Here is a 24,086-nt window from a genome sequence, read left to right as displayed (position 1 = left end):
AGCTCTGCAATTACAGATCCTGACCCTAAGCCACTTCTGAAACCGCGACTTTATTCGCAGTAAATGATGCCAGACGTGAAGAGATAATCTGTTCCGCTTCGCCGACAATGCGATCGAGCAATTCCTTGCATGTCGGGATGTCGTGGATAAGCCCCTGGATCTGACCAGCCCATATCAGTCCCGCGTCAAGGTCACCGGTTTCCAGCGCCACACGGCCCTTGGCGCCCGATACATAAGGCTGGATATCTTCGAATACGGCATCTGTCCTTGCACTGATTTCCACCACCTGGTCCGACACGCTGCTTTTCGCCACGCGCCCGGTGTTGTGGAAGCGACGGAAGATAAGGTTGGTTGCACGCTCGTCATTGCCGACGATGAACTGCTTCACATTGTCATGGATTGGTGCCTCCACGGTTGCGCAGAAACGCGTGCCCATGTTGATGCCTTCCGCGCCCAGCGCGAGTGCGGCGGCAAGACCCCGGCCATCGCCAAAGCCGCCGGACGCGAGCATCGGCACCCTGACCCTGTCGGCCGCTGCGGGAATGAGGATCAGGCCGGGTATATCGTCCTCGCCGGGATGACCGGCGCATTCGAACCCGTCGATGGAAATGACATCGACGCCCATGCGCTCCGCCGACAAGGCATGACGCACCGCCGTGCATTTGTGCAGCACGATGACGCCGTGGCTCTTGAAGTCCTCGACATGTTCCTGCGGTTTGTGACCTGCCGTCTCGACGATCTTCACGCCGCTGTCGATAATCGCCCGCCGATATTCGGCATAGGGCGGTGGGCTGACCGACGGCAGGATGGTGAGGTTCACGCCGAACGGCTTGTCGGTCATCGTGCGGCAGCGGTCGATTTCGCGCCGCAGATCGTCGGGTGTCGGCTGCGTCAGCGCGGTCAGGATGCCGAGGCCACCCGCGTTCGACACGGCGGCGGCCAGTTCGGCCCGGCCCACCCACATCATGCCGCCCTGCACGATGGGATGTTCGATGCCGAGCAGGTCGGTGATACGCGTTTGAATGGCCATTACAGCGCCTCCACTATGGTGACATTGGCGATGCCGCCGCCTTCGCACATGGTTTGCAGGCCATAGCGTTTGCCGCGCGCCCTGAGGGCGTGGATCAGCGTGGTCATCAATCTGGTGCCGCTCGCGCCGAGCGGGTGGCCGAGCGCGATGGCGCCGCCATGCACGTTGAGTCTGGACGGATCGGCGTCCAGCGCCTTGAGCCATGCCATGGGAATGGAGGCGAAGGCTTCGTTGACCTCGAACAGGTCGATGTCGTCCAGCCTGAGTCCCGCCCGCGCCAGCGCCGCGCGGGTCGCTGGAATGGGTTCCTCCAGCATGATGACCGGATCGCCCGCCGTGACGGTGAGCGTGTGAACCCGCGCCAGCGGCGTCAGATTATACCGTTTGAGCGCCGCTTCGCTGGCGACCAGTACACCCGAAGCGCCATCCGTCATCTGGCTGGCGTTGCCTGCCGTGATCGTGCCGCCGTCGGCCAGCGTCTTCAACCCGGCCAGCGCCTCCATCGAACTGTCGGCGCGCACGCCTTCATCTTGCGAGAAGGTGCCGTCGGGGGTGTGAACGGCTATGATTTCCGCGTCAAAAGAGCCGGATGCGATGGCGGCGGCCGCCTTGCGATGGCTTTCGAGGGCATAAGCGTCCATCGCCTCGCGGGAGAAGCCATGTTTGTCGGCGATCGCCTGCGCGCCGTTGAACTGGCTGAACTCCTTGACCCCGAAACGGTCCTGAATGCTGGGCGACCAGGGACCATCGCCAATGCCCGCCTGCGCGTGGAGGCTCATGTTGGATCCCATCGGCACGCGGGTCATGCTTTCCACGCCCGCCGCGATCACCAGATCCTGCGTGCCTGACATCACAGCCTGCGCCGCGAAGTGCAGCGCCTGCTGCGACGATCCGCACTGCCGGTCGATCGTCACGGCCGGAACGCTGACCGGCAGTCCGGACGCCAGAACCACATTGCGGCCGAAGGCGGACGCCTGTTCGCCCGCCTGCGTCACGCAGCCGAGAATGACGTCGTCGATCGTCGCCGGGTCAATGGCGGCGCGATCCACCAGCGCGTCGAGGACAACAGCGCCCAGATCGGCGGGGTGAACAGCGGACAGCGCGCCCTTGCGCCTGCCCCCGGCGGTGCGCGCGGCGGCCACGATATAAGCCTGCGTCATGGTGATACTCCACAGAAATCAGATGGTTTTTCTTGAGAACAGGCGGTCAGCGCGGGGCCATCCTGATCCCGCCGTCGAGACGCACATCCTCGCCATTCAGATAGCTGGTCTCGATCATCGTCAGCGCCACCGCGGCATATTCGGTAGGCATGCCGAAACGCTTGGGGAAGGGAACGGACGCGGCCAGCGCGTCCTTCACCGCATCGGGCGCGGCGTTCATCAGCGGGGTGTCGAATATGCCGGGCAGGATGGTGTTGATGCGGATGCCGTCATTCATCAGGTCGCGGGCGATGGGCAGGGTCATGCCCACGATGCCCGCCTTGGACGCGGTGTAGGCGGCCTGACCCATCTGGCCGTCTTCTGCTGCGACCGAGGCGGTCATGACGATCGCCCCCCGTTCGCCGTCCGTGCCGGGATCGAGGGTCAGCATTCCGGCGGCGGACTTGGCGACGCAGCGGAAGGTGCCGACCAGATTGACCTGAATGACCGAATTGAACCCGTCGAGCGGGAAATGGCTGATGCTGCCATCCTTTTTGGATCGGGATGCGGTTTTGCCCGGCAGGCCGATACCCGCGCAGCACACCAGCACATTTTCCTGTCCATAGGTGGCGCGGGCATGGGCGAACCCGGCGTCGACCGATGCGTCGTCGGTCACATTCACCGCCGCGAAGGCGCCGCCGATCTCGCTGGCGAGCGCTTCACCCAGTTCCGCGTTCAAATCGAAAATCGTGACTTTCGCGCCTCGCTGCGCCAGCGCCCGCGCGGTCGCCGCGCCCAGACCCGATGCGCCGCCGGTGACGACCGCCACCATGTTGCTGTCAATCTTCATGAAATTATCCCTTAGTCGATATAGTCTGACACGCGTTCGATGATGATGGCGGGGGCCATGCCGCCCGCCGCACACATGGTCGCCAGCCCGTAGCGGCCGCCTGTGCGCTCCAGCTCATCGACCAGCGTGCCGATGAGGATCGCGCCCGTCGCGCCGATCGGATGGCCGAGCGCGATCGCGCCGCCATTGACGTTGACCTTGCTGCGGTCGAGGCCAAGGTCGCGAATGAACTTTTCCGGGACGACCGCGAAGGCTTCGTTGATTTCCCACAGGTCGATATCGCCGATGCTGAGGTTGGCGCGTTCCAGCGCCTTGCGGGCGGCGGGAACGGGCGCGTTCAGCATCAGCGTCGGGTCGTCGCCGATATTCACCGCCGCGACGATCCGCGCCCTGGGTTTCAGCCCCTGTTCCCGGCCGAACGCACCGGACGCAAGGAGCAGGGCGGCCGCGCCGTCGACCACGCCCGAACTGCTGCCCGCATGATGCACCGCCTTGATATCGGCATCCGGGTATCGGCGCAGGATCTGCTTGCGAAAGGTGTCGCCCTGTTCGTTATAGGGATGATCGATCAGCGTTTCGAAGGCGGGCTTCAACTGCGCCAGACTCTCTGCGGTCGTGGAGGGACGGGGAAATTCTTCCCGGTCGAGCAGAAGATTGCCCTCGCTATCGGTCACGGCGACCAGCGATCTGGCGAAGCGATTTTCCTCGATCGCGATGGCGGCGCGGCGCTGGCTTTCGGCGGCGAAGGCGTCGAGCGCCTCGCGGCTGATATTTTCCAGACTGGCGACGGCGTCGGCGCAGACGCCCTGATGGGATTGGGGGTGCCGGGCGTCCAACGTCGGGTTGCCCGCGCCGACCAGCACCGCGCCCAGCCCTGCGGCGAATTCATCGCGGTCGCGCTCGGCGGTGAAGCTCATCATTTCGACGCCGCCCGCAATGACGCAATCCTCCAGACTGCCCATCACCTGCCCCGCCGCCAGAGCGACCGAGGAGATGCCGCCGCCGCAGAAGCGATCCAGCGTCACGCCCGACACGCGCACATCGAATCCGGCTTCGAGCGCGGCCATGCGCCCGATATCGCCACCCTGCTTGCCGCGCTGCGCGGAGGTGGACCAGACCACGTCGTCAATCTTTTCGGTTGGCAGATCGTTGCGATCCACGATCGCCCGCAGCACCGTCGCCGCCAGTTGCTGAGGGTGGAGAGTCGCCAGCGATCCTTTCCCCACCTTGCCGATGCCGCGCGGCGTACGCACGGCGTCGATGATATATGCTTCAGCCATCGCTCACTCCCATCTCCGGTTCGGATAATTTATTAATCGATTGATTGTATTCTTGAGCGGTTCCTTTTATCCAAGATAGCGAAGTTGTAAACAGCGAACTGCGCGCCGGACGCACCGGCGCGCCAAGGTGAAGGAGCGGACATTGATAACCGGACCCTTTTCGATGCTCATCGACGGCGCGTTGGTGACGTCGGCAGCGACGATGGAAGTGATCAATCCGGCGACCGCGCGGATCGCGTCATCCTGCCCCAACGCCGGGAGCGAGGAACTGGATCGCGCCGTCGTGGCGGCCGCGCGCGCTTTCCCCGGCTGGAGCAGGATACCGATCGCGGACCGGAAGGCCAGGTTGATCGAGGCGGCGGACATCATTCTCGCTCATGCAGCCGAACTGAGCCACATCTTCACGGCCGAGCAGGGGCGACCGCTTGCGGGCGCCAGGTCGGAAATCGAAGGCGCGGCGATGTGGTTGAAGGGCGCAGCGATGCTTGACCTGCCCGTGGACGTGACGGAGGATAGCGAAAGCAGACGGGTCGAGGTGCGGCACGTTCCGCTTGGCGTGGTCGGTGCGATCGTCCCGTGGAATTTTCCGGTTCTTCTGGCTATCTGGAAACTGGGTCCGGCATTGCTGGCGGGTAACGTGATGGTCCTGAAGCCATCGCCTTTCACGCCGCTCACGATGCTGCGCATTGCTGAGCTGGTGAAGGATGTTTTCCCTGCGGGCGTCCTCAACGTGATCAGTGGAGACGATGCGCTTGGTCCCCTTGTGACAGCCCATCCCGGAATCGCGAAAATCTCCTTCACCGGGTCGACCGCCACGGGGAAGCGGGTCATGGAAAGCGCCGCCAAGGATTTAAAGCGCATCACCCTTGAGTTGGGCGGGAATGACGCGGCGATCATTTTGCCGGACGTCGATGTCGATGCGGTGGCTGACGCCCTATTCGACGGTGCTTTCACCAACAGCGCGCAGATCTGCGTCGCGACCAAGCGCCTCTATGCGCATGAGGATATTTATGATCGGCTGTTGAGCCAATTGCATCGGATCGCATTGGCGCGCACGGTCGGGGATGGCAGTGCGCAGGGGGTGGATTATGGGCCGGTCCAGAATGCGCCGCAATATCGCCGCGTTCGCGCGCTTATCGATGAGGCCAGGGCGGATGGTCTGACGTTGCTGGAAGGGGCGGCGGTCCCGGACGAAGGCTATTTCGTGCCGCTCACGCTCGTCGATAATCCGCCGGAAGCCTCGCGCGTCGTGCAGGAGGAGGCCTTTGGCCCAGTGCTGCCCGTGCTGAAATGGCGCGATCTGGACGATGTCATCGCGCGGGCGAACGCGTCCGACTATGGCCTGGCCGGGGCGGTGTGGTCGAGCGACGTGGATGCGGCGCTCGCCGTTGCGGAGAGGCTGGATACGGGGACGGTCTGGATCAACCAGAATCTCCAGATGACACCCTTCACACCGCTGGCGGGGGCGAAATCGTCCGGAATAGGTCAGGAGAATGGCATGGGTGGCCTGCTCGAATATACCAGACCCAAAGCCTATTATATTCCAAAGCCTTGAAGGGATGGCGCTATGCGGAATCTGGCTGCTTGTCTTCGCAGCCGGGTCTTCGCCTTATTCAGGGCCGCAGCCCCTTTATGAATATCTGCCGTAGAAACGTGGCGTAGCCATTCTTGGTTTCAACGTCGATCGCTTCCGTGCCTAAAACGGCCGGCGCGGAATAGTTGGCGTAGAAAGGATGGTCGGCGGATCCGACCAGGGCGTAATAGAGCATGCCCGGCTCGATCTCCGCCATGCTGCCTTCCGCCACGCCCTGACGGATGATGGAGCGATAGGCGTTCATCATGGGGTGGATGAACAGGCGTGACATGCGGGCGCTGGCTTCGGAACCGCCCGCCTCCACGATATAATGCAGCAAGCGGTTCAGATAGGGTGCGCGATAATAGGCGTTGACCATGCCTTCGACATGGATCGTCATTTTCTTTTCCGCGGAAATATCCATCGCCACCAATGCGTTCAGCGACGACATCGCCAATTCCGCGTCCCGTTCCAGCAGGGCCATCAGCAGCCCCTGCTTGTCGCCGAAATAATATTTGATCATGGCCGAATTGATCTTGGAACGGCGCGAAATTTCGCTGAGCGACACCTCTATCTGGGTCGCTTCAGCCAGAATTTCCGCCGTCGCGTCCAGCAAGGCGTTGCGGGCGGCAATGCCTCTTGCCTGTTTGGGCGTGCCGCGCTGCGACGTGTCTGGTGCTGTTGCCATTGTGAGCCATTCCAACTGATCGATTAATATTTCAGTCTGGGTAACGGGCCTGCCGGTGTCAAGTTGGATGAATCGCCTGAGCCATATGTTTCGATCGCTTGCAAATAGCAGTTGACAGGCCGAATGGTCCAATTCTAGAAGTTAGCCAATCAATCGATTAAGTTTAGGCGGCGATCAACGAATCGCACGTCCTTCGGGCAGTCCGAAGGCGATGGTCCGAACATGGGGGAGGGTGCAATGACAATCCAGAAAATGATACCGACGATATTCATCGCTCTGGGCAGCGCGTCGATTCCGGCCCTCGCGCAGGCGCAGGCCATCGACAAGGTCGATCCAGGCGAAATCATCGTCACGGCCCAGCGGCGGTCGCAGTCCATCCAGTCGGTGCCGCTGGCCATCACGGCATTGAGCGGCGAGCAACTCGTCAGCAAGGGCGTCACCAATTCCGCCGATCTGGGTCGTATCGTGCCGAATTTGCAGGTCAGCAGCCCGTTCGGCGATACGCAGCCCAATTTTTCCATGCGCGGCGTCAGCGTCGCGAACGAATATAATTCCAATCAGGTGTCGCCGGTCGGCGTCTATGTGGACGATGTGGGTCTGGTCAGCCGCGCGTCGCAGGGCATCGGCCTTTATGATCTGGAGCGGGTCGAAGTGCTGCGCGGGCCGCAAGGCACGCTGTTCGGGCGGAACACCACCGGCGGCGCGATCCATTTCCTGACGGCGACGCCCAGCCTGTCGGGAACGCGCGGCTATGCAGAGGCGGGCTATGGCAATTACGACACCTACAAGGCGCAGGGCGCGATCGAGACCACAATGGTGGAGGATCAGCTCGGTTTCCGTGCCGCCATCAATTATGAAAAGGGCGATGCGCGTTTTCATAATGTCTTTCCGGGAGCCCGCGACGCCGGGTCGATCAACAATCTGCAATATCGCGCGACGCTGCGCATCCGTCCCGGCGCAGGGCCGCTGGATATCGTAATCAAGGCCTATGGTGGCCGGTCGAAGGGCACCCAGCAGGCCGTCTATGGTCCGGCGGCGTTCCGGGCCGGGCTTGGCTTTTTCGAAATCAACGAAAATCGGATCGGGGATAACCGGGTGACGGCCTATGGTGCGTCGGCGAAGGTCGCTTACGAGCTGTCCCCGCAAGTCACCCTCACGTCGATCACCGCCTATGGGAAGAGCAGCCTTACAACCATGGCTTCCGCCGATGGTGCGCCGATCGACATATTATATCTGCCACGATCGGCGTCCTTCCACCAGTTCAGCGAAGAGGCTCGCTTCAACTACGACTCCACGCGCGTCAAGGCAGTCGCCGGCCTGTTCTACGGTTGGGACAGCACCAGCACGGGCAGCTTCTATCATATCGCCAGCGCGCTCGGACCGGGCGTGGATGGCGGTTTCTTCCAGCGGTTCGACCAGGTCCGGCGCACCTATGCCGGGTTCGCGCAGGCGGACGTCAATCTGACCGAAAAGCTCGTGGCGACGGTCGGTCTTCGCTACACCTTCGACCGGGCCGCCTATCGGGATGGCTACGCCTTTCTTTTCCTCGGCGGCTTCGACGGTCCGCAAGTGCCGCTAGCCACCACCGTGCCCTGCACGACCGCGCCGGGAACATGCCCCTATGATCCCAATGCCCGCTACAACATCAATGGCCGAAACAAGGCGCTGACGGGCCGCACTGCGCTGACCTACACGTTCGACAGCGGCGCACTGGTCTATGCCAGCTATAATCGCGGCTATCGGTCGGGTGCGTTCAACGGCGGCGGCTACACCAGCTCGTCCGGCATCACCTATATCGATCCGGAATATGTGAACGCCTATGAGGTCGGCGCGAAGGGGCGCTTCCTCGACCGGCGACTGACGCTGGCGCTGGCAGGGTTCTTTTACAGCTACCGCAACCAGCAATTGCAGGACACGCGGCCCGGCCCGGTGTCCTTCCTGCTGAATGCGCCCAGATCGCAGAATTATGGAGCGGAGGCGGAGGCGACCTTCCGCGCCAGCCCGAAATTCTCGATCAACGGATCGCTCGGCTATCTGCACGCAACCTATAAGGAACTGCGTCTGGCGGGGAACGACCTGAGCGGCAACGACCTGCCGTTCGCGCCGCGCTGGACGGCCCATGCCGGGTTCGACTGGTCGCCGTTCGATCTTGCGGGCGGGCCGATGACCCTCTCCCCCAGTGTCGATTATACGAGCCGGCAGTGGTTCTCGCCCTATAACGGCGTCAACGGGGTGGGTTCGGCGCAGGTCAATTCGGAATTGCAGCAGCCGGGCTTCGCCAAGGTGAACGTCAACCTATCCTGGACGCGCGGCAATGTGACGGTCAAGGGCTGGGCGCAGAACCTGCTCCAGCGCAAGACGCTGCTCTACGGTCTCGACCTGCGGCAGGCGGGTTTCCCCTATAATTATATCGCTCCAGGCGCGCCCCGTACTTACGGCGGCACGGTCAGGGTCGCGTTCTGAACGGCCGCTCAAAGCACAGATTTCTAACGCCATGTGCCGACGGATCACCTCCGTCGGCGCATCCATTTATAAGGAAATGGACATGATCCCCGACGACATCCGCCCCACGCCAGACGGCGAACTGATCCTGTTCCGCGATCAGGTGCGCAAATTCTTCGCCGACAGGCTTCTTCCCAATCTTGATCGCTGGGAGGAGGAAGGCATTGTCGATCGCGCCTTCTGGCTGGCGTCGGGGGAGGCGGGACTGCTGTGCCCGACCGCGCCAGCAGCTTATGGCGGGCTGGAACTGGACTATCGCTACAATGCCGTCATCGTCGAGGAACTGGCCTATAGCGGCAGTTCGGCGGGCCTGCCTTTGCAGTCCGACATCGTGATCGATTATATCGTCAATTACGGGACGGAAGAGCAGAAGGCCCGCTGGATTCCGCCGATGATCTCCGGCGAGGCGATCGTCGCCATCGCCATGACGGAGCCGGGCACGGGCAGCGATCTCCAGTCGATCCGCGCCACGGCGATCCGCGACGGCGATGACTATGTCATCAACGGCAACAAGACCTATATCACCAACGGCCAGCTGGCGGACCTTGTCATCGTCGTGGCCAAGACCGATCCTTCGCTGGGCGCAAAGGGCGTTTCACTGATCCTGGTGGAAGCGGACCGGGCCGGTTTCTCGCGCGGTCGCAACCTCGACAAGATCGGGCAGCATTCGGCGGACACGTCGGAGCTTTTCTTCAGCGACGTGCGCGTGCCCGTCAGCAATCTGCTGGGCGAGGAAGGGAAAGGCTTCGCCTATCTGATGGCGAAGCTGCCGCAGGAGCGGCTGTCCATCGCCATCAGCGCGCAGGCGATGGCGCAGCGCGCCTTTGACGAAGCGGTGGCCTTCACCAAGGATCGCAAGGCGTTCGGCCAGAGCGTGTTCGACTTCCAGAATACGCGCTTCACCCTGGCGTCGATGAAGGCGTCGTTGCAGGCCGGCTGGAGCCATCTCGACTGGGCGATCGATCGCCATGTGGCGGGACGGCTCACAACTGCGGAGGCATCGGCGGCCAAGCTGTTCCACACCGAACTGGTGGACCGGATTGCCGACGAAGCCCTGCAACTGCATGGCGGCGCGGGCTATATGAACGAATATCCCATTGCGCGCCTGTGGCGCGATGCGCGGGTGCTGCGCATTTATGGCGGCACGTCCGAGATCATGAAGGAAGTGATTGCGCGCAGCATCTGATCGCTTCTGCGGGCATGGAAAAGGGGGATAGCGGCGTGATGCCGTCATCCCCCTTTTTGTTGGGTAACGGGCCGCCGCGATCGGCGGCCCGTTGGCGATCAGAGGAAGGTTTCGCCCCGCTGCGCCTTGTCCTTCAACAGCGGGGAGAGGGCGATCGGCTCGCCCGTCGCGATCCGCGCTTCGAGCGCGGCGACGATGCGGGGCAGACCTTCCTGATCGGCCCAGATCATCGGCCCGCCGCGATAGACAGGCCATGCATAGCCAGCGACCAGCGCCATATCGATGTCCGATGCGCGAAGGGCGATGCCTTCCTCCAGCAGCTTGGCGCATTCGTTAACCACCGGGTAGAGCAGCGATTCGACGATCTCCTGCGCGCTCAGCGATTGCAGCGGCAGGCCCGATCGTGCGGCGAAATCGCGGACGGTCGCTTCGGCGAAGGGCGACGGGGTCGCGCGCCGCTTTTCGTCATAGTCATAATAGCCGCCGCCGCTCTTCTGGCCCAGACGCCCGGCTTCGCACAGCACCTCCTGCACTGTGCGGCCCGCGCTGTTTTCCCGGTCCCAGCCGATGACGTCCAGACCGACAAGGTCCATCATCTGGAACGGTCCCATCGGGAAGCCATAGCCGGTCATGGCCGCATCGACGTCCCATGGCATCACCCCTAGCGGCAGCAGCCGGTCCGCCGCATCCGTCCGCCGCGCCATCACGCGGTTGGCGATGAACCCGTCGCAGACCTGCGAAAGGATGGCGACCTTGCCCAGCTTCCGGCCCAGATTCATCGCGGTCGCCAGCACCGCGTCGCTGGTGGCCGCGCCCTGCACAACTTCCAGCAGGCGCATGATGTTGGCCGGGGCGAAGAAGTGGAGGCCGACGACATCGGCGGGACGCTGCGTCGCGGCGGCGATCTGGTTGAGGTCGAGGAAGGAGGTGTTGGACGCCAATATCGCCCCCGGTTTGGCGAAACCGTCAATCTCCCGGAAAATCTGCTGCTTGAGATCGAGCCGTTCGAACACGGCCTCCACGATCAAATCGTCGTCGGCGATCGCGGAAAGGCTGGTCGCGGTGGAGAAAGCCGCGATCCGGGCGTCGCGCACTTGCTGGGAGATACGGCCCTTGTCGGCCAGCGCATGCAGGGTGGCTTCGACATGGCGCGCGCCGCGCGCAAGGCCCGCTTCGCTGATGTCGATCATGCGCACCTGATAGCCCGCATTGAGGAAGGCGAGGGTGATGCCGCTGCCCATCGTGCCCGCGCCGATCACGGCTACGCTGGCGATGGGGAGGGGCGCGACATCCTTGGCCACCGGGATTTTCGCGGCGGCGCGTTCGGCGAAGAAGATATGCCGCTGCGCCGCGGATTCCGGGCTGGCCATCAGTTCCTGAAACAGTTCCGCCTCGCGCCTGATGCCGTCATCGAAGGGGCGGTCGGCGGATGCGGCGATGGCTTTGAGGATATTGTCCGGCGCCTTGAAGCCGACAAATGCCTTGCTGTTCTTTTCGCGCCAGGCGGCGATACAGGCTTGCGCGTCCTCGGCGCTGAGGTCGGTGTCGAGGTCGCGGGCGCGCCGCAGCGGCGCCTTGTCGGCGATCAGTTGCTGCGCATAGGCGACGGCGTCGGCGGCAAGGTCCGCGCCGTCGGCGATGCGGTCGATCAGGCCGATTTTCAAAGCATGGGATGCGGAGACGGGTTTGCCGCCCACCATCAGGTCAACGGCGGCGGCGATGCCCGCCAGCCGTGGCGTGCGTTGCGTGCCGCCCGCGCCGGGCAACAGGCCAAGCGCGACTTCGGGCAGCCCCAGCTTCGCCGAAGGCACGGCGATGCGATAATGGCAGGACATGGCGAGTTCGAGGCCGCCGCCCAGCGCCGTGCCGTGGATCGCGGCGATCACCGGCCGGTCGGCCTGCTCGATCGCGCCGAAAAGGTCGGGCAGTTCGGGGGCGAGGAACGGCTTGCCGAATTCGGTGATGTCGGCCCCGGCGAAGAAGGTGCGGCCTGCACACAGAATGATGATCGCGGCGACTTCAGTGTCGGCAAGGGCGGTGGTCAGGTCGTCCAATATGGCCTTGCGAACCGGCTGGCCCAGCGCGTTGACCGGCGGGGAGTCGATCGTCACGACGGCGATATGGCCGACTTTCGTCAGCGATGAGACGGGGCTGTTCATAATATTCGATACCTCTTCCACAAACAGACGGCGATCACGCGCGCGTTTCCATGCCAGGCGACCATAAAATGCAAAATTGATAAGTCAATCGAGCGATTAGTTAAGTTTTATATTGCATTCCGCTCGCTCGCTTCTATTCAGGAAGAAAGGTCGATGCCAAACCGGATCGGCGCAGCGGGGAGCGGCGAGTGACAATCGCTCCTCCATGATATGGAGGGGATTTGATGCATCCTGGCATGACCGCTCGTGCCGAGCCTGAAAAAGCCGCCATCATCATGGCCGACACCGGCGAGGTCGTCAGTTACCGCCAACTGGAATGCCGGTCCAATCAGGCGGCGCATCTGTTCCGCGCGGCCGGACTGCGCGAAGGCGACGCCGTTGCCCTGCTGCTGGACAATACACCCGATTTTCTGGGCATCACCTGGGGGGCGCATCGGGCCGGGCTGTATTTCGTCTGCATCTCGACCCGGCTTGCGCCGTCGGAGATCGCCTATATCCTGAACGACAGCGGCGCCCGGCTGCTGGTCGCGTCGGGCGGTCTTGGCGGCCTGCTGGCGGAGATCGACGGGGATGCGCCGGTACACCGCTTCACTTTGGGTGAGGAGCGGCCGGGCTGGCGGGATTGGGGCAAGGTGATCGCGGCGATGCCCGACAGCCCGATCCCGGACGAGCGGGCCGGTATCGACATGCTCTATTCGTCCGGCACCACGGGGCGGCCCAAGGGGATCAAGCCGCCGCTTCCCGACGATGGCGACATCACGCTGCCGACGCCGCTCGGCACGGTCTGCGCGAAGCTGGGGTTCGATCGCGACACCATCTATCTCAGCCCCGCGCCGCTCTATCACGCCGCGCCGCTGCGCTGGTGCCGTGAGGTGCAGGCGCTGGGCGGCACCGTCGTCATCATGGAAAAGTTCGACCCGGAAGTCGCGTTGTCGCTGATCGAGCGCTATCGGATCACGCACAGCCAGTGGGTTCCCACCCATTTCGTGCGGCTGCTCAAACTGCCGCAGGAGGTGCGCGACCGCCATGACTGTTCGTCGCTGAAACTGGCCGTTCACGCCGCCGCGCCCTGTCCCGTGCCGGTCAAGCAGGCGATGATCGACTGGTGGGGACCGATCCTGCTGGAATATTATTCCGGTACGGAAGGAGCGGGGATAACGATGATCTCTTCGCCCGAATGGCTGAGCCACCCCGGTTCGGTGGGGCGGTCGATGATCGGGCAGGCCCGCATCTGCGACGAGGATGACAATCTGCTTCCCCCGCGCACGGAGGGGCTTGTGTCGTTCGAGGGCGGCCCGCCCTTTTCCTACCATAACGACCCGGAAAAGACCGCATCGGTCATCAACCGCCACGGCTGGGCGACGCTGGGCGATGTCGGCTGGATGGATGAAGACGGCTATCTCTACCTGACCGACCGCAAGAGCTTCATGATCATATCGGGCGGGGTCAATATCTACCCGCAGGAGATCGAGAATGTCCTGGTCCTGCACCCGCGCATCGCCGACGCGGCGGTGGTGAGCGTGCCCGACCCGGAAATGGGGGAGCAGGTCGTCGCGGTCCTCCAGCCGGAGGATATGGCCGACGCGACCGAGGCGTTCGCGCAGGAGCTGGTCGACTGGCTGCGATCGCGGCTTTCGGGCGTGAAGATTCCCCGGCTTATCGAGTTCATGCCGGATCTGCCGCGCCATCCGACCGGCAAGCTTTACAAACGCATATTGCGCGACCGCTACTGGGCGGAGGATTTCGATCGGTCCATTTTAATGAAGGTGCGTTGACATGGTCGCCCCTCATCAGGCGCTGGCCGCAGTCGTCGAGCGCCCCGGCGAACCATTCGCGATCCGCTCGATCGGCATTGGCGATCTGCGCGACGAGGAAATACTCGTGTCGGTGGTCGGCGTGGGGATATGCCATACCGACGTCGTGGCCCAGCATGGCGCTTTCGGTTTGTCGGGTCCGGCGGTGCTGGGGCATGAAGGATCGGGCATCATCCTGCATGTCGGGCGCAACGTTTCCGGCTTCGCCGCAGGCGACCGGGTGGTAATCAGCTTTCGTTCCTGTGGCGATTGTCGCCAGTGCCATGCGGGAAGGTCATCCTATTGCGAGACCATGCCGGCGCTCAACTATGCCGGGCGAAGGCTGGATGGCAGCACGGCTCTTACTCTGGACGGAATCCCGGTTGCGGGTAATTTTTTCGGTCAGTCATCCTTTGCGACATTGGCGGTCACTTATGCGCGCAATCTCGTCCCGGTGGCGGATGACGTTCCGCTCGCCCTGATGGGACCACTGGGATGCGGCATCCAGACCGGAGTGGGGGCTGTGATGCGCTCCATGGCCTGTGAGCCGGGTTCCACGATCGTGATAGCGGGCGGGGGCGCGGTGGGCCTTAGTGCCGTCATGGGCGCCGTGATCAGCCAGTGCGCCGGAATCATCCTGATAGAGCCGCATGAAAGCCGCCGGGCTTTGGCGCTGGACTATGGCGCGACCGAGGTTGTCGACCCTTCGGCGGAACCGGTGCCGTCAGCGCTGGCCCGGTTGGCGCCATCGGGTGTGGACTATGCGCTGGATACGACAGGGCGGGCGGATGTGCTTGCCGCGCTGATTGGCGCGCTTGCGCCGCGCGGCCTGCTTGGCCTTGTCGGCATCGCGCCGCCGGACACCAACGTCCCGGCGGATGTCAACCGCCTGATGGCATCGGGGCACCGGATCATGGGCATTATCGAAGGCGACAGCGATCCGGCGACGTTCATACCCGAACTCATCGGATATTACCGGGCGGGCAAGCTGCCTTTCGACCGGATGATCCGGACCTATCCGCTGTCTCAGATCAACGAGGCGGTGCGCGATCAGGCAGAAGGACTTGTCGTCAAAGCCGTGCTGCTGCCCGGCGACGGGACATTATCAGGAGAAAATCAGGGATGACCGAGTTCAAGGCCGCCGATATCGCCAATCCGGCCCTTTATGGCGATCAGGACCGGTTGCAGCGTTTCTACGCCTGGCTGCGTCAGGAACAGCCGGTCGCCTTTGCGGAGCCGGAGGGCTGCCGCCCCTTCTGGGTCGTGTCGCGCCATGCGGATATTCGCGAACTGGAGCGGCTGCCTGATATCTTCAACGCCGGGCCGCGCATGACCTTGCTGCCGATCAGCGTCGAGCAATCGAACATCGCCCTGTTCGGCGTGGAATCGGGCGTCTATCCACTGACGGCGATGGATGGCGTGCATCATCAGAATATGCGCGCGCTGACGCAGGAATTCTTCCTGCCGAAGAATATCCGCAAGCTGGAGGAGTCGATCCGCGACCACGCCCGCGCCTTTGTCGGGAATATGAAGGAGGCGTCGGGCGCCTGCGATTTCGCGACCGATGTGGCCTTCTGGTATCCGCTGCGCGTCGCCATGTCGGCGCTGGGCATCGCGCCGGAGGATGAGGCGCGGATGCTGACGCTGACTCACGAACTGTTCGGCGCGGCGGACCCCGCGGTGCGGCGGCCGGGCCTGACCGAAGCGGAGCATATGGTCGCGGTGAAGCGTGACTATCTCGCCTTTTTCGACGGCATCACGAAGGATCGGATCGCCAACCCGCGCGACGATGTGGCGACGCTGATCGCGACCGGCATGCCCGGCGGCGCGCAGATGAGCGACGAGGAACGGATCGGCTATTATGTGATCGTCGCGACGGCGGGGCATGACACGACGGCGGCGTCGATCGTCGGCGGCATGAAGGCGCTGATCGACAATCCACGGGAAATGCAGCGGCTGCGCGACAATCCCGACCTCATCAAGACGTTCGCGACCGAGGCGATCCGCTGGACCGCGCCGGTCAAGCATTTCATGCGCACGGTGACGCAGGAGTATGAACTGCACGGCACGACGTTCAAGCCGGGCGATCATGTCATGCTGGCCTTCGGCGCGGCGACCCGTGATCCCGAAGCCTTTGACGATGCTGCGTCCTTCCGCATCGACCGGTCGCCCAACAACCATCTCGCCTTCGGCTATGGCCCGCATATGTGCCTTGGCCAATATCTCGCGAAGCTGGAGATCGAATGCTTCTTCCACGAGTTTTTCGAGCAGATCGGCAGCATCGAACTGGCGGGCGAAGCCGTCTATACCGAGGGGAATTTCGTCAGCGGGATTCGCAGCCTGCCTGTCCGCTACAGCCGGTCGCTGGCCGCAGCGACCGCATGACACCGACCAGAATCTTTGAAGAGTAGCTTTCCCATGGACTATCAATCGATCCTGTTCGACGTGGCCGATCGCGTGGCGACGATCACGCTCCACCGGCCCGACAAGATGAATGCCTTCACGACCCAGATGATGCTGGAGATGATCCATGCCTTCGACCGGGTCGATGCCGATGATGGCATCAGGGCGGTCGTCGTGACGGGGGCGGGACGCGCCTATTGCGCGGGGGCGGACATATCGGGCGGGGCGGAGGATTTCCTGGCCGATCCCGATATTGCCGAACAGGCCAAGGCGGGCACGTTCGATTTCTCCGACCCGTCGGTGCGCGACGGTGGCGGCCTGCTGACGCTGCGCATCTTTCGCATGGAAAAGCCGGTGATCGGCGCGATCAACGGTGCGGCGGTCGGCATCGGCGCGACGATGACCCTGCCGATGGACATTCGCCTCGCCAGCGAACAGGCGAAATTCGGCTTCGTGTTCGCGCGCCGGGGCATCGTGCCCGAAGCGGCGTCGACCTATTTCCTGCCGCGCATCGTCGGCATCAACCGGGCGCTCAAATGGTGTTATTCTGGGCGGGTGTTCGGCGCGGCGGAGGCGAAGGAGGGTGGCCTTGTCGAAGATGTGCTGCCTGTCGACGATCTGTTGCCCGCCGCCTATGCCATCGCGCGCGAGATTGCGGACAATGCCGCGCCGGTCTCGATCGCGCTCACGCGTCAGATGATGTGGCGCGGGCTGGGGCTGGACGATCCCATGGAGGCGCACAGGATCGAAAGCCGGGGCATCCTGACCCGCAGCCTGAGCGACGATGCGAAGGAGGGGGTGACCGCCTTTTTCGAAAAACGCGCGCCTGATTTCCCGGACAGGGTGTCGCGTGACATGCCGTCCTATTATCCGTGGTGGACCGAGCGTCCCTATGGATGATGCGCGGTCAACTCAGGCCGTCTCGACCAGTTGTCGGCAAAAGGCCTCATAATCCCGTTTCAGCGTTTCCAGCGCCAGCAATATGACCTCGCGGCTGGGGTTGAACGCCAGGTCGATCGTCATGCCGCGGACGCTGGCGTTGAGCACGCGGCCATGCAGGACCACGCTTTCGATGTTTTTGATCCCCGCCTGCGCAGCGACCTCCGTAAAGCGTTCATCGACGTGGCGTTCGGCTTCCTCGGCCAGCGGCTTCAGCCCCGCCGCCAGATCCTGATCCCAGCGCGACGCCAGCAATATGTCGGTCAGCGCGATCGACGGCGGCGTGCGGTGCACGTCCCATACGATGTCGGCAAAGCGGCAGAAACGTTCAACGGGGTCGGCGATCGTCGCCCCAAGCGCCTCGCTGTTCTTGAGCATTTCCGCCATGGCGAATTCCGCCGTCGCCAGCGTCAGGTGCAATCGCGTGGGGAACTGGAGCAGGACCGACCCACGGCTGAGGCCCGCTTCCGCCATCACCGCCTCCACCGAGGTTGCCGAATAGCCGTTGCGGTTGATGCAGGCGATGCACGCTTCCAGAATTTTCTGGCGGTTCAGCGCGCCGCGCCGTCCACGTTTCGCCGGAGCCGGTGCGCTCAGCATGGCGCGCGGCCTGGATGATGATGACAGAACATGGCTGCGGGGATCGATAAAATCGCCGGGCTTGTCAATGCGAGGACGATCCGGATTCGAGCCGCCGGGCATCGTCCCGCAACGTCGCCTTCAGGATCTTGCCCGCGGCGGACAGCGGCATGACGGTGCGTTGCTCGAAACTGCGGGGGCATTTATAACCCGCGATGGACTGGCGGCAGTGCGCGGTCAGCGCCTGCGGGTCGAGCGCATGGCCCGGACGTATGACCAGCACCGCGTGCACGACCTCGCCCCAGCGCTCGTCGGGGCGCGCCACGACCGCGCATTGCTGCACCGACGGATGGCTGGCGAGCGCGGCCTCCACCTCTGCCGAATAGACATTCTCGCCGCCGGTCAGGATCATGTCCTTCAGCCGGTCCATGATATAGAGATAGCCCGCTTCGTCCATGCGGCCCAGATCGCCGGTATGCATCCACCCCGCCTGCAACGCGTCGGCGGTTTCCTGCGGGCGGTTCCAATATCCTGTCATCACGCTTTCGCCACGGACCAGTATTTCCCCGGCTTCTCCGGGCGGCATGTCACAGCCATCGGGAGCGGCGATGCGCAGTTCCGCCGACATCGTCGCGCGACCCACCGATCGCACCCGGCCGGAGGCATAGGCGGCGGGGTCATGATCCGACGGTCCCAGCAGGGTGACGATGGCCGACGTCTCGGTCATGCCATAGGCCTGGACGAAGCCCGCCCTGGGCATGGCGGCGACGGTGCGGTCCAGCAGCGCGGGAGAAATGGGGCTGGCGGCGTAGATCAGCCGCTCGATGCTGCTGAGGTCATGGTCGGGAAAGCGGGGATGGTCCAGCAGCGCCTGTATCATGGTGGGGACCAGAAACACGTCCGTGACGCCATTATGCTGTATCGCACCCATGACCGCTTCGGGTTCGAAGGCGGGCACGAACACATGGCGCGACCGCCGCAGCAGCGCCGCGATCACGCCGGCCATCGCGCCCACATGGAACAGCGGCGCGGTGTGCATCATGCAGGCGCCCGGCGCACATTCGCCCGACCCGGCATGGCTCATCGCCGACGCCGTCAGCGCCCGGTGGGTCAGCATCACGCCCTTGGGCCTGCCCGTGGTTCCGCCGGTATAGAGGATCGCGGCCAGATCCTCGCCATTGCGCACCCGGTCCGTCACTGGCGTCGCCGCCGCCAGCGCGCTTTCATAATCCACGCATTCCGGCGCGGCGGGACCGGTCGTCAGGATCAGCCGCAGCGTCGGCGCGGCGGCGCGCAGTGCGGGGATCATCGGGGAAAAATGGTCGTCGACGATCAATATGCTGGTGGTGCAGTCGGTCAGGGAAAAGGCGATCTCATCCACCGTCCAGCGGATATTGACCGGATTGAGCACGCCGCCAGCCCACCACACGCCCAGCATATAATCGAGATAAAGGTCGCTATTCTGCGCCAGCAGCGCCACCCGGTCCCCCGGTCGCAGGCCCGCGTCGATCAGCAGCCCCGCGAGTCGGGCGATGCGATCGCCGACCTGCGCCCATGTGCGTCGCCGCCCGCGGTCGACGGTCGCGATGGCGTTGGGCAGTTCGCGGATCAGCCGGTGCAGGGGCTGGGTCAGATAGGCGCCTGTGCGTGCGTCCGGCAAAGCTCAATCCTCTCCTCATGCACCTGTTTTCGGCGCGTTGCCACGGGACGTAGCGCTTCGCTTTTTGATAGTCAATAATGACTAGTAATGCGCGCAGAGGGCGCGCGCTAAAACTGGTCAAAGCTGATTAGTCGTTATTGACTAGTTACGGAATCCGTATCACAAGGCAGGCAGGATCGACCCAGCAGCGTGTCGGCCAGTTATGGAGGGAGTGATGCGAAAGATGTTCCGGATTCTGATTTGTGGCGCCAGCCTGACGGCGGTGATCGCCGCGGCCCATGCGCAGGACTCGTCGCCACCCGCCGCCGCATCCGCGCAGGCGGACGGTGCGGCTACGTCCGACATCATCGTTACGGCGCAGCGCCGGGCGCAGTCGCTCAATTCCGTGCCGATGTCGATCAGCGCGATCGGCGGTGACGAACTGCTGTCGCGCGGCGTATCCAGCACCGCCGACCTCGCCAAGCTGGTGCCCGGCCTCACCTTCACGCAAAGTCAGGTGTCCACGCCGGTCTACACGATCCGGGGCGTGGGCTTTTACGATTCGACCCTGTCCGCTTCGCCTGCGGTCAGCGTCTATGTCGACGAAGTGCCGCTGCCCTTCGCGATCCTGACCGAAGGCGCGGCGCTCGACCTAGCCCGCGTCGAAGTGCTCAAAGGGCCGCAGGGCACGCTTTACGGCCAGAATGCGACCGGCGGCGCGATCAACTATATTTCCGCCAAGCCCGGCAAGACGTTTGAGGCCGGGGCGGATGCCAGCTATGGCCGGTTCAACGCCTTCGAACTGTCGGGCTTCGCCAGCGGGCCGCTCACCGATACGCTGGGCGTCCGCGTCAGCCTCAAGACCGAGCAGGGCGGGACATGGCAGCGCAACTATACCCGCAGCGACACGCTGGGGAAGGCCGACCGGCTGACCGGCCGCGTCATGCTGGTGTGGCAGCCGTCCAGCACCTTCAAGGTCACGGGCAATTTCAATGCCTGGTACGACAAGTCGGACATTCAGGCGCCGCAGCTTCTGGCTCACACACCCTACAAGCCTTCGGGCGCTTACGCCCAGGTTCTGGCGGTGCCCCCGGCTCCGGAGACGGCCCGCGCGGCGAACTGGTCTGCGAACTGGCCGATGCGGCGCGACGACAGCTTCTATCAGGGCAGCGTACGCGCCGACCTCGACCTGTCGCCCGATGTGACGCTGACGTCGATTTCGTCGCTGCTGCGGTTCAAGACGGACAGCTATCAGGATCTGGACGCCACCCAGTTCGCAGTGCTCGACAGCTATACGCCGGGCAAGATCAACAGCTTCTTCCAGGAACTGCGCCTGACTGGCAAGACCGGTCCCGCCCGCTGGATCGTCGGGGCCAACTATTCGCATGACAAGGTGAATGAGAGCCAGGTTCTCAACACCGATTTCAACAGCATCAACCAGATCATTCCGGGACTACCAATCCTGCTGAAATCCGGCAGCACCACCAGGCAAACGATCAAGACCTATGCCGGTTACGCCAATCTGGAATATGACCTGACGTCGAAGCTGACCGCACAGGGCGGCATCCGCTACACGAAGAATGTCCGCGATTTTTCCGGATGCAGCTATGATGCAGACGGCACCACCTATCTCAGCTTCAACGTCCTTACGACTCTGTTCACCGGCGCGCCGCCGACCACGCCGATCGGTCCGGGCAGTTGCCTGACGCTCAATGCCGCATTCCAGCCAGCCAATGTCACCGGGCGCCTGTCGCAGGACAATATCTCCTGGCGCGGGGGGCTGACCTATACGTTCGACAATCGCGCCATCGTCTACGCCAATGTGTCGCGCGGCTGGAAGGCTGGCGGCTATCCAACGCTGCCTGCATCCAGCTACACCGGTTTCCTGCCCGCGACGCAGGAATCCCTTATCGCCTATGAAGCCGGTTTCAAATTGCCGTTGGCCGAGCGCACGGTGCAGTTGAACGCCGCCGCTTTCTACTATGATTACCGCAACAAACAGGTACGCGGACGGGTGCTTGATCCGATCTTCGGCCTGCTCGAAAAGCTTATCAACGTGCCAAAATCCGAAGTCTATGGCGCGGAATGGTCGCTCAACTGGACGCCGCCGGGCGGCTTTTCCGCCAATCTTGCGGGGACATGGGTCAAAGGCCGCATAAAGGAGTTCAGCGGCTATAACGGTACTGGCGCTTTCGCCGACTATGCCGGGTCGAAAATGCCTTTCACACCGGAATGGCAGGTGAATGGCGACGTTCAGTATAAATGGCCCCTCAATGACCGCTGGAGCGCGTTGGTCGGGGCGAGCGCCAACTACAACAGCGCCACCAATTCGACCTTCGGCGATCCCGCGATCCTGCGGATCAACGCTCGCACTCTTGTCGACCTGCGCGCCGGGGTGGAGACGGAGGACGGCAAGCTGCGCGTCCAGCTGTGGGGCCGCAACGTGTTCAATGAATATTATTGGAACACCACCTTTCAGGCTGACACGGCGTGGCGCATGGCCGGGCGGCCCGCGACCTATGGCGTGACGGTCGGCTGGCGCTATTGATGGACCAGCATTTCCGCATGATCGCCACCAATGGCATTCACCTTCGCGCCGCTGTCGCGGGGGAGGGGCCGCTGGTGGTTCTGGTCCACGGCTTTCCCGAAAGCTGGGCGGCGTGGCGGCACCAGATCGGGCCGATCGCCGCCGCGGGGTACAAGGTGGTGGCGATCGACTTGCGCGGCTATGGCGGCAGCGACAAGCCCGACGCGATCGAGGCCTATGACCTTGAATCGATGACGGCGGACATTGCGGGCGTCGTGGCGGCGGAGGGCGATGGCAGACCGGCCATATTGATCGGTCATGACTGGGGGGCGGCGCTCGTCTGGCACACGGCGCTGGTCCACGAAACGCAGGTTCGTGCCGTCGCAGCTCTGTCGGTCCCGTTCATCGGGGTGGCGGAAGCGGCGCTGATCGATATCCTGAAACCTGTCCATGCGGATCGGGGCCGCTTCTTCTATCAGGATTATTTCCAGCAGCCCGGCGTCGCGGAGGCGGAAGCGGAGGGAGATCTCGACCGTTTCGTCCGCCGTTTCTACTATTGGCTGTCGGGCGATGCGCCCGATGGGCTGGGCGATGGTCGGCCCGCCGGTTCCACGCTGCTGGAGGGGCTGCCCGATGTGGCGCCCTTCCCGGCCTGGCTGGGGGAAGAGGATATCGCCTATCTGGTCGGCGAATTTGCACGCGGCGGTTTGCGCGGGCCGCTGAACCGCTATCGCAACCAGCATCGCGATGTCGACTGGCTGACGCCGTGGCGCGGGCGCGGGATCGATCAGCCTGCGCTCTACATCGGCGGGACGCGGGACATCGTGCTGTCGATGCTGCCCGGTTTCGACCTGATCGCGGCGATGCGCGCATCCGTCCCTAATCTGGCCGAGCCGGTGCTGCTGGAAGGATGCGGCCACTGGACCCAGCAAGAACGCCCGGACGCCGTGACCGACCATTTGCTGGCCTGGCTGGCGACCCTTCCGAAAGAGAATGACGCATGAGATTTGCAGGGAAAGTCGCGATTGTCACCGGCGGCGCCTCCGGTATAGGCCGGGCGCTGGTGCAGCGGCTTCATGCCGAGGGCGGCAGCGTAATGATCGCCGACCTCGACGAGGCGCAGGGAAGCGGCCTTGCGGCGGAACTGGGCGAACGGGCGGCCTTTTGTCGGATCGACGTCACCGACGGGGACGCTCTGGCGGCGCTGGCGCAGGAAACGGCGGATCGCTTCGGCGGTATCGACCTGTTGTTCAACAATGCCGGGATGGGCTGTTACGGACTGACCCCCGACCTGTCGCTGGACGACTGGCGGCGCGTGATCGCCGTCAATCTGGACGCGGTGTTCCTTGGCTGTCGCGCCGTCATCCCGCACATGGTCGCGCGCGGCGGCGGGGCGATTGTCAACACCGCGTCCGCATCCGGCCTTGCCGCCGATTACGGCTTTACCGCCTATAATGCGGCCAAGGCGGGGGTCATCAACTATACCCGCTGTCTGGCGATCGATCATGCCCGCGACAATATTCGCGCCAACGCCATTTGCCCCGGCCCGGTCGACACGCCACTGTTCACACCCGGAGTCGAGGCCATGCCCGGCCTGCGCGACGAATGGGAGCGGTGCGTGCCTGCCCAACGCTTCGCCCGGCCGGAGGAAATCGCCGCCGTCGCCGCCTTCCTCGCGTCGGACGACGCCAGCGGCGTGACCGGCGCGGCAATCCCCGTGGATGGCGGGTTGACCGCCCATACCGGCCAGCCGGACCTGCGCGCCCGCATGGCCGCCCATAGTGAATAAGGAGACGATC

The 24,086-nt window shown here is 63.8% G+C and carries 18 protein-coding genes; 10 read left to right on the top strand and 8 right to left on the bottom strand.

The annotated features are described in order from the left end of the window. Positions 1–25 precede the first annotated feature (25 nt). From DM806_RS11460 to DM806_RS11445, 4 genes are read right to left on the bottom strand one after another with little or no spacing between them, the layout of a single operon-like run. Positions 26–1,030 carry an NAD(P)H-dependent flavin oxidoreductase gene (locus DM806_RS11460; RefSeq protein WP_179043338.1) on the bottom strand — a complete coding sequence of 335 codons (1,005 nt, stop codon included), beginning with the start codon at positions 1,028–1,030 and terminating at the stop codon, positions 26–28. Then, positions 1,030–2,190 (bottom strand): acetyl-CoA C-acetyltransferase, encoded by a 1,161-nt coding sequence (locus DM806_RS11455; protein ID WP_179043337.1) that lies wholly within the window; start codon positions 2,188–2,190, stop codon positions 1,030–1,032. The genes DM806_RS11460 and DM806_RS11455 overlap by 1 nt, the downstream gene beginning before the upstream one ends. 46 nt (positions 2,191–2,236) lie before the next feature. Further along, positions 2,237–3,019: an SDR family oxidoreductase gene (locus DM806_RS11450; protein ID WP_179043336.1), complete on the bottom strand. Its 783-nt coding sequence runs from the start codon at positions 3,017–3,019 to the stop codon at positions 2,237–2,239. 11 nt (positions 3,020–3,030) lie between these two features. Next, the gene (locus tag DM806_RS11445) at positions 3,031–4,299 is read right to left on the bottom strand and encodes an acetyl-CoA C-acetyltransferase (RefSeq protein WP_179043335.1); all 1,269 of its coding nucleotides are present in this window, start codon (positions 4,297–4,299) and stop codon (positions 3,031–3,033) included. A 142-nt stretch (positions 4,300–4,441) separates the two neighbouring features. Here DM806_RS11445 and DM806_RS11440 point away from each other — a divergent pair, with 142 nt between their 5' ends. Next, entirely contained in the window at positions 4,442–5,854 is a 1,413-nt protein-coding gene (locus DM806_RS11440) for an aldehyde dehydrogenase family protein (RefSeq protein ID WP_306294757.1), read from the top strand. Between the two features lie 58 nt (positions 5,855–5,912). On the opposite strand, the gene DM806_RS11435 is transcribed toward DM806_RS11440, so the two are convergent. Then, positions 5,913–6,560: a TetR family transcriptional regulator gene (locus DM806_RS11435; RefSeq protein ID WP_179043334.1), complete on the bottom strand. Its 648-nt coding sequence runs from the start codon at positions 6,558–6,560 to the stop codon at positions 5,913–5,915. A gap of 237 nt (positions 6,561–6,797) precedes the next feature. Here DM806_RS11435 and DM806_RS11430 point away from each other — a divergent pair, with 237 nt between their 5' ends. Together DM806_RS11430 and DM806_RS11425 are read left to right on the top strand one after the other, a co-directional pair. Then, positions 6,798–9,023: a TonB-dependent receptor gene (locus DM806_RS11430; RefSeq protein WP_179043333.1), complete on the top strand. Its 2,226-nt coding sequence runs from the start codon at positions 6,798–6,800 to the stop codon at positions 9,021–9,023. 82 nt (positions 9,024–9,105) lie between these two features. Next, positions 9,106–10,248 carry an acyl-CoA dehydrogenase family protein gene (locus DM806_RS11425; RefSeq protein ID WP_179043332.1) on the top strand — a complete coding sequence of 381 codons (1,143 nt, stop codon included), beginning with the start codon at positions 9,106–9,108 and terminating at the stop codon, positions 10,246–10,248. 98 nt (positions 10,249–10,346) lie between these two features. On the opposite strand, the gene DM806_RS11420 is transcribed toward DM806_RS11425, so the two are convergent. After that, the gene (locus tag DM806_RS11420; protein WP_179043331.1) at positions 10,347–12,407 is read right to left on the bottom strand and encodes a 3-hydroxyacyl-CoA dehydrogenase NAD-binding domain-containing protein; all 2,061 of its coding nucleotides are present in this window, start codon (positions 12,405–12,407) and stop codon (positions 10,347–10,349) included. A 224-nt stretch (positions 12,408–12,631) separates the two neighbouring features. Between DM806_RS11420 and DM806_RS11415 the strand changes: the two genes are divergently transcribed. From DM806_RS11415 to DM806_RS11400, 4 genes are read left to right on the top strand one after another with little or no spacing between them, the layout of a single operon-like run. Next, positions 12,632–14,182: an acyl-CoA synthetase gene (locus DM806_RS11415; RefSeq protein WP_179043330.1), complete on the top strand. Its 1,551-nt coding sequence runs from the start codon at positions 12,632–12,634 to the stop codon at positions 14,180–14,182. A 1-nt stretch (position 14,183) separates the two neighbouring features. After that, on the top strand, positions 14,184–15,326 hold the full coding sequence (locus DM806_RS11410; protein ID WP_179043329.1) for an NAD(P)-dependent alcohol dehydrogenase: 1,143 nt from the start codon (positions 14,184–14,186) through the stop codon (positions 15,324–15,326). Beyond that, positions 15,323–16,585, top strand: coding sequence for a cytochrome P450 (locus tag DM806_RS11405; RefSeq protein ID WP_179043328.1), 1,263 nt, complete (start codon positions 15,323–15,325; stop codon positions 16,583–16,585). Before DM806_RS11410 ends, DM806_RS11405 begins: the two co-directional genes overlap by 4 nt. 33 nt (positions 16,586–16,618) lie before the next feature. Further along, positions 16,619–17,503, top strand: a complete 885-nt coding sequence (locus DM806_RS11400) for a crotonase/enoyl-CoA hydratase family protein (RefSeq protein ID WP_179043327.1) — start codon at positions 16,619–16,621, stop codon at positions 17,501–17,503. A 12-nt stretch (positions 17,504–17,515) separates the two neighbouring features. Here the strand turns inward: DM806_RS11400 and DM806_RS11395 are convergent, their stop codons facing one another. Together DM806_RS11395 and DM806_RS11390 are read right to left on the bottom strand one after the other, a co-directional pair. Next, the gene (locus DM806_RS11395; RefSeq protein WP_179043326.1) at positions 17,516–18,142 is read right to left on the bottom strand and encodes a TetR/AcrR family transcriptional regulator; all 627 of its coding nucleotides are present in this window, start codon (positions 18,140–18,142) and stop codon (positions 17,516–17,518) included. 64 nt (positions 18,143–18,206) lie between these two features. Then, the gene (locus DM806_RS11390) at positions 18,207–19,781 is read right to left on the bottom strand and encodes an acyl-CoA synthetase (protein WP_179043325.1); all 1,575 of its coding nucleotides are present in this window, start codon (positions 19,779–19,781) and stop codon (positions 18,207–18,209) included. 214 nt (positions 19,782–19,995) lie between these two features. On the opposite strand from DM806_RS11390, the gene DM806_RS11385 reads away from it, so the two are divergent. Genes DM806_RS11385 through DM806_RS11375 form a run of 3 tightly spaced genes read left to right on the top strand, consistent with a single transcriptional unit; the run spans position 19,996 to position 24,076 of the window. Next, positions 19,996–22,308, top strand: coding sequence for a TonB-dependent receptor (locus DM806_RS11385; RefSeq protein WP_179043324.1), 2,313 nt, complete (start codon positions 19,996–19,998; stop codon positions 22,306–22,308). Next, on the top strand, positions 22,308–23,291 hold the full coding sequence (locus DM806_RS11380; RefSeq protein WP_179043323.1) for an alpha/beta fold hydrolase: 984 nt from the start codon (positions 22,308–22,310) through the stop codon (positions 23,289–23,291). Before DM806_RS11385 ends, DM806_RS11380 begins: the two co-directional genes overlap by 1 nt. Further along, entirely contained in the window at positions 23,288–24,076 is a 789-nt protein-coding gene (locus DM806_RS11375; RefSeq protein WP_179043322.1) for an SDR family NAD(P)-dependent oxidoreductase, read from the top strand. Before DM806_RS11380 ends, DM806_RS11375 begins: the two co-directional genes overlap by 4 nt. Positions 24,077–24,086: the final 10 nt, after the last annotated feature.

The organism is Sphingobium lactosutens (genome assembly GCF_013393185.1).
Classification (GTDB): Bacteria; Pseudomonadota; Alphaproteobacteria; order Sphingomonadales; family Sphingomonadaceae; genus Sphingobium; species Sphingobium lactosutens_A.
The sequence above is the reverse complement of the archived record's forward strand: the minus strand, read 5'-3'. Positions and strand labels throughout refer to the sequence as shown.

Coding starts and splice junctions, on each gene's coding strand:
- DM806_RS11425 (WP_179043332.1), top strand. CDS start 9,106: ATGATCCCCGACGACATCCGCCCCACGCCAGACGGCGAACTGATCCTG.
- DM806_RS11410 (WP_179043329.1), top strand. CDS start 14,184: ATGGTCGCCCCTCATCAGGCGCTGGCCGCAGTCGTCGAGCGCCCCGGC.
- DM806_RS11430 (WP_179043333.1), top strand. CDS start 6,798: ATGACAATCCAGAAAATGATACCGACGATATTCATCGCTCTGGGCAGC.
- DM806_RS11385 (WP_179043324.1), top strand. CDS start 19,996: ATGCGAAAGATGTTCCGGATTCTGATTTGTGGCGCCAGCCTGACGGCG.
- DM806_RS11450 (WP_179043336.1), bottom strand. CDS start 3,019: ATGAAGATTGACAGCAACATGGTGGCGGTCGTCACCGGCGGCGCATCG.
- DM806_RS11435 (WP_179043334.1), bottom strand. CDS start 6,560: ATGGCAACAGCACCAGACACGTCGCAGCGCGGCACGCCCAAACAGGCA.
- DM806_RS11395 (WP_179043326.1), bottom strand. CDS start 18,142: ATGCTGAGCGCACCGGCTCCGGCGAAACGTGGACGGCGCGGCGCGCTG.
- DM806_RS11375 (WP_179043322.1), top strand. CDS start 23,288: ATGAGATTTGCAGGGAAAGTCGCGATTGTCACCGGCGGCGCCTCCGGT.
- DM806_RS11405 (WP_179043328.1), top strand. CDS start 15,323: ATGACCGAGTTCAAGGCCGCCGATATCGCCAATCCGGCCCTTTATGGC.
- DM806_RS11380 (WP_179043323.1), top strand. CDS start 22,308: ATGGACCAGCATTTCCGCATGATCGCCACCAATGGCATTCACCTTCGC.
- DM806_RS11400 (WP_179043327.1), top strand. CDS start 16,619: ATGGACTATCAATCGATCCTGTTCGACGTGGCCGATCGCGTGGCGACG.
- DM806_RS11420 (WP_179043331.1), bottom strand. CDS start 12,407: ATGAACAGCCCCGTCTCATCGCTGACGAAAGTCGGCCATATCGCCGTC.
- DM806_RS11455 (WP_179043337.1), bottom strand. CDS start 2,190: ATGACGCAGGCTTATATCGTGGCCGCCGCGCGCACCGCCGGGGGCAGG.
- DM806_RS11415 (WP_179043330.1), top strand. CDS start 12,632: ATGCATCCTGGCATGACCGCTCGTGCCGAGCCTGAAAAAGCCGCCATC.
- DM806_RS11445 (WP_179043335.1), bottom strand. CDS start 4,299: ATGGCTGAAGCATATATCATCGACGCCGTGCGTACGCCGCGCGGCATC.
- DM806_RS11460 (WP_179043338.1), bottom strand. CDS start 1,030: ATGGCCATTCAAACGCGTATCACCGACCTGCTCGGCATCGAACATCCC.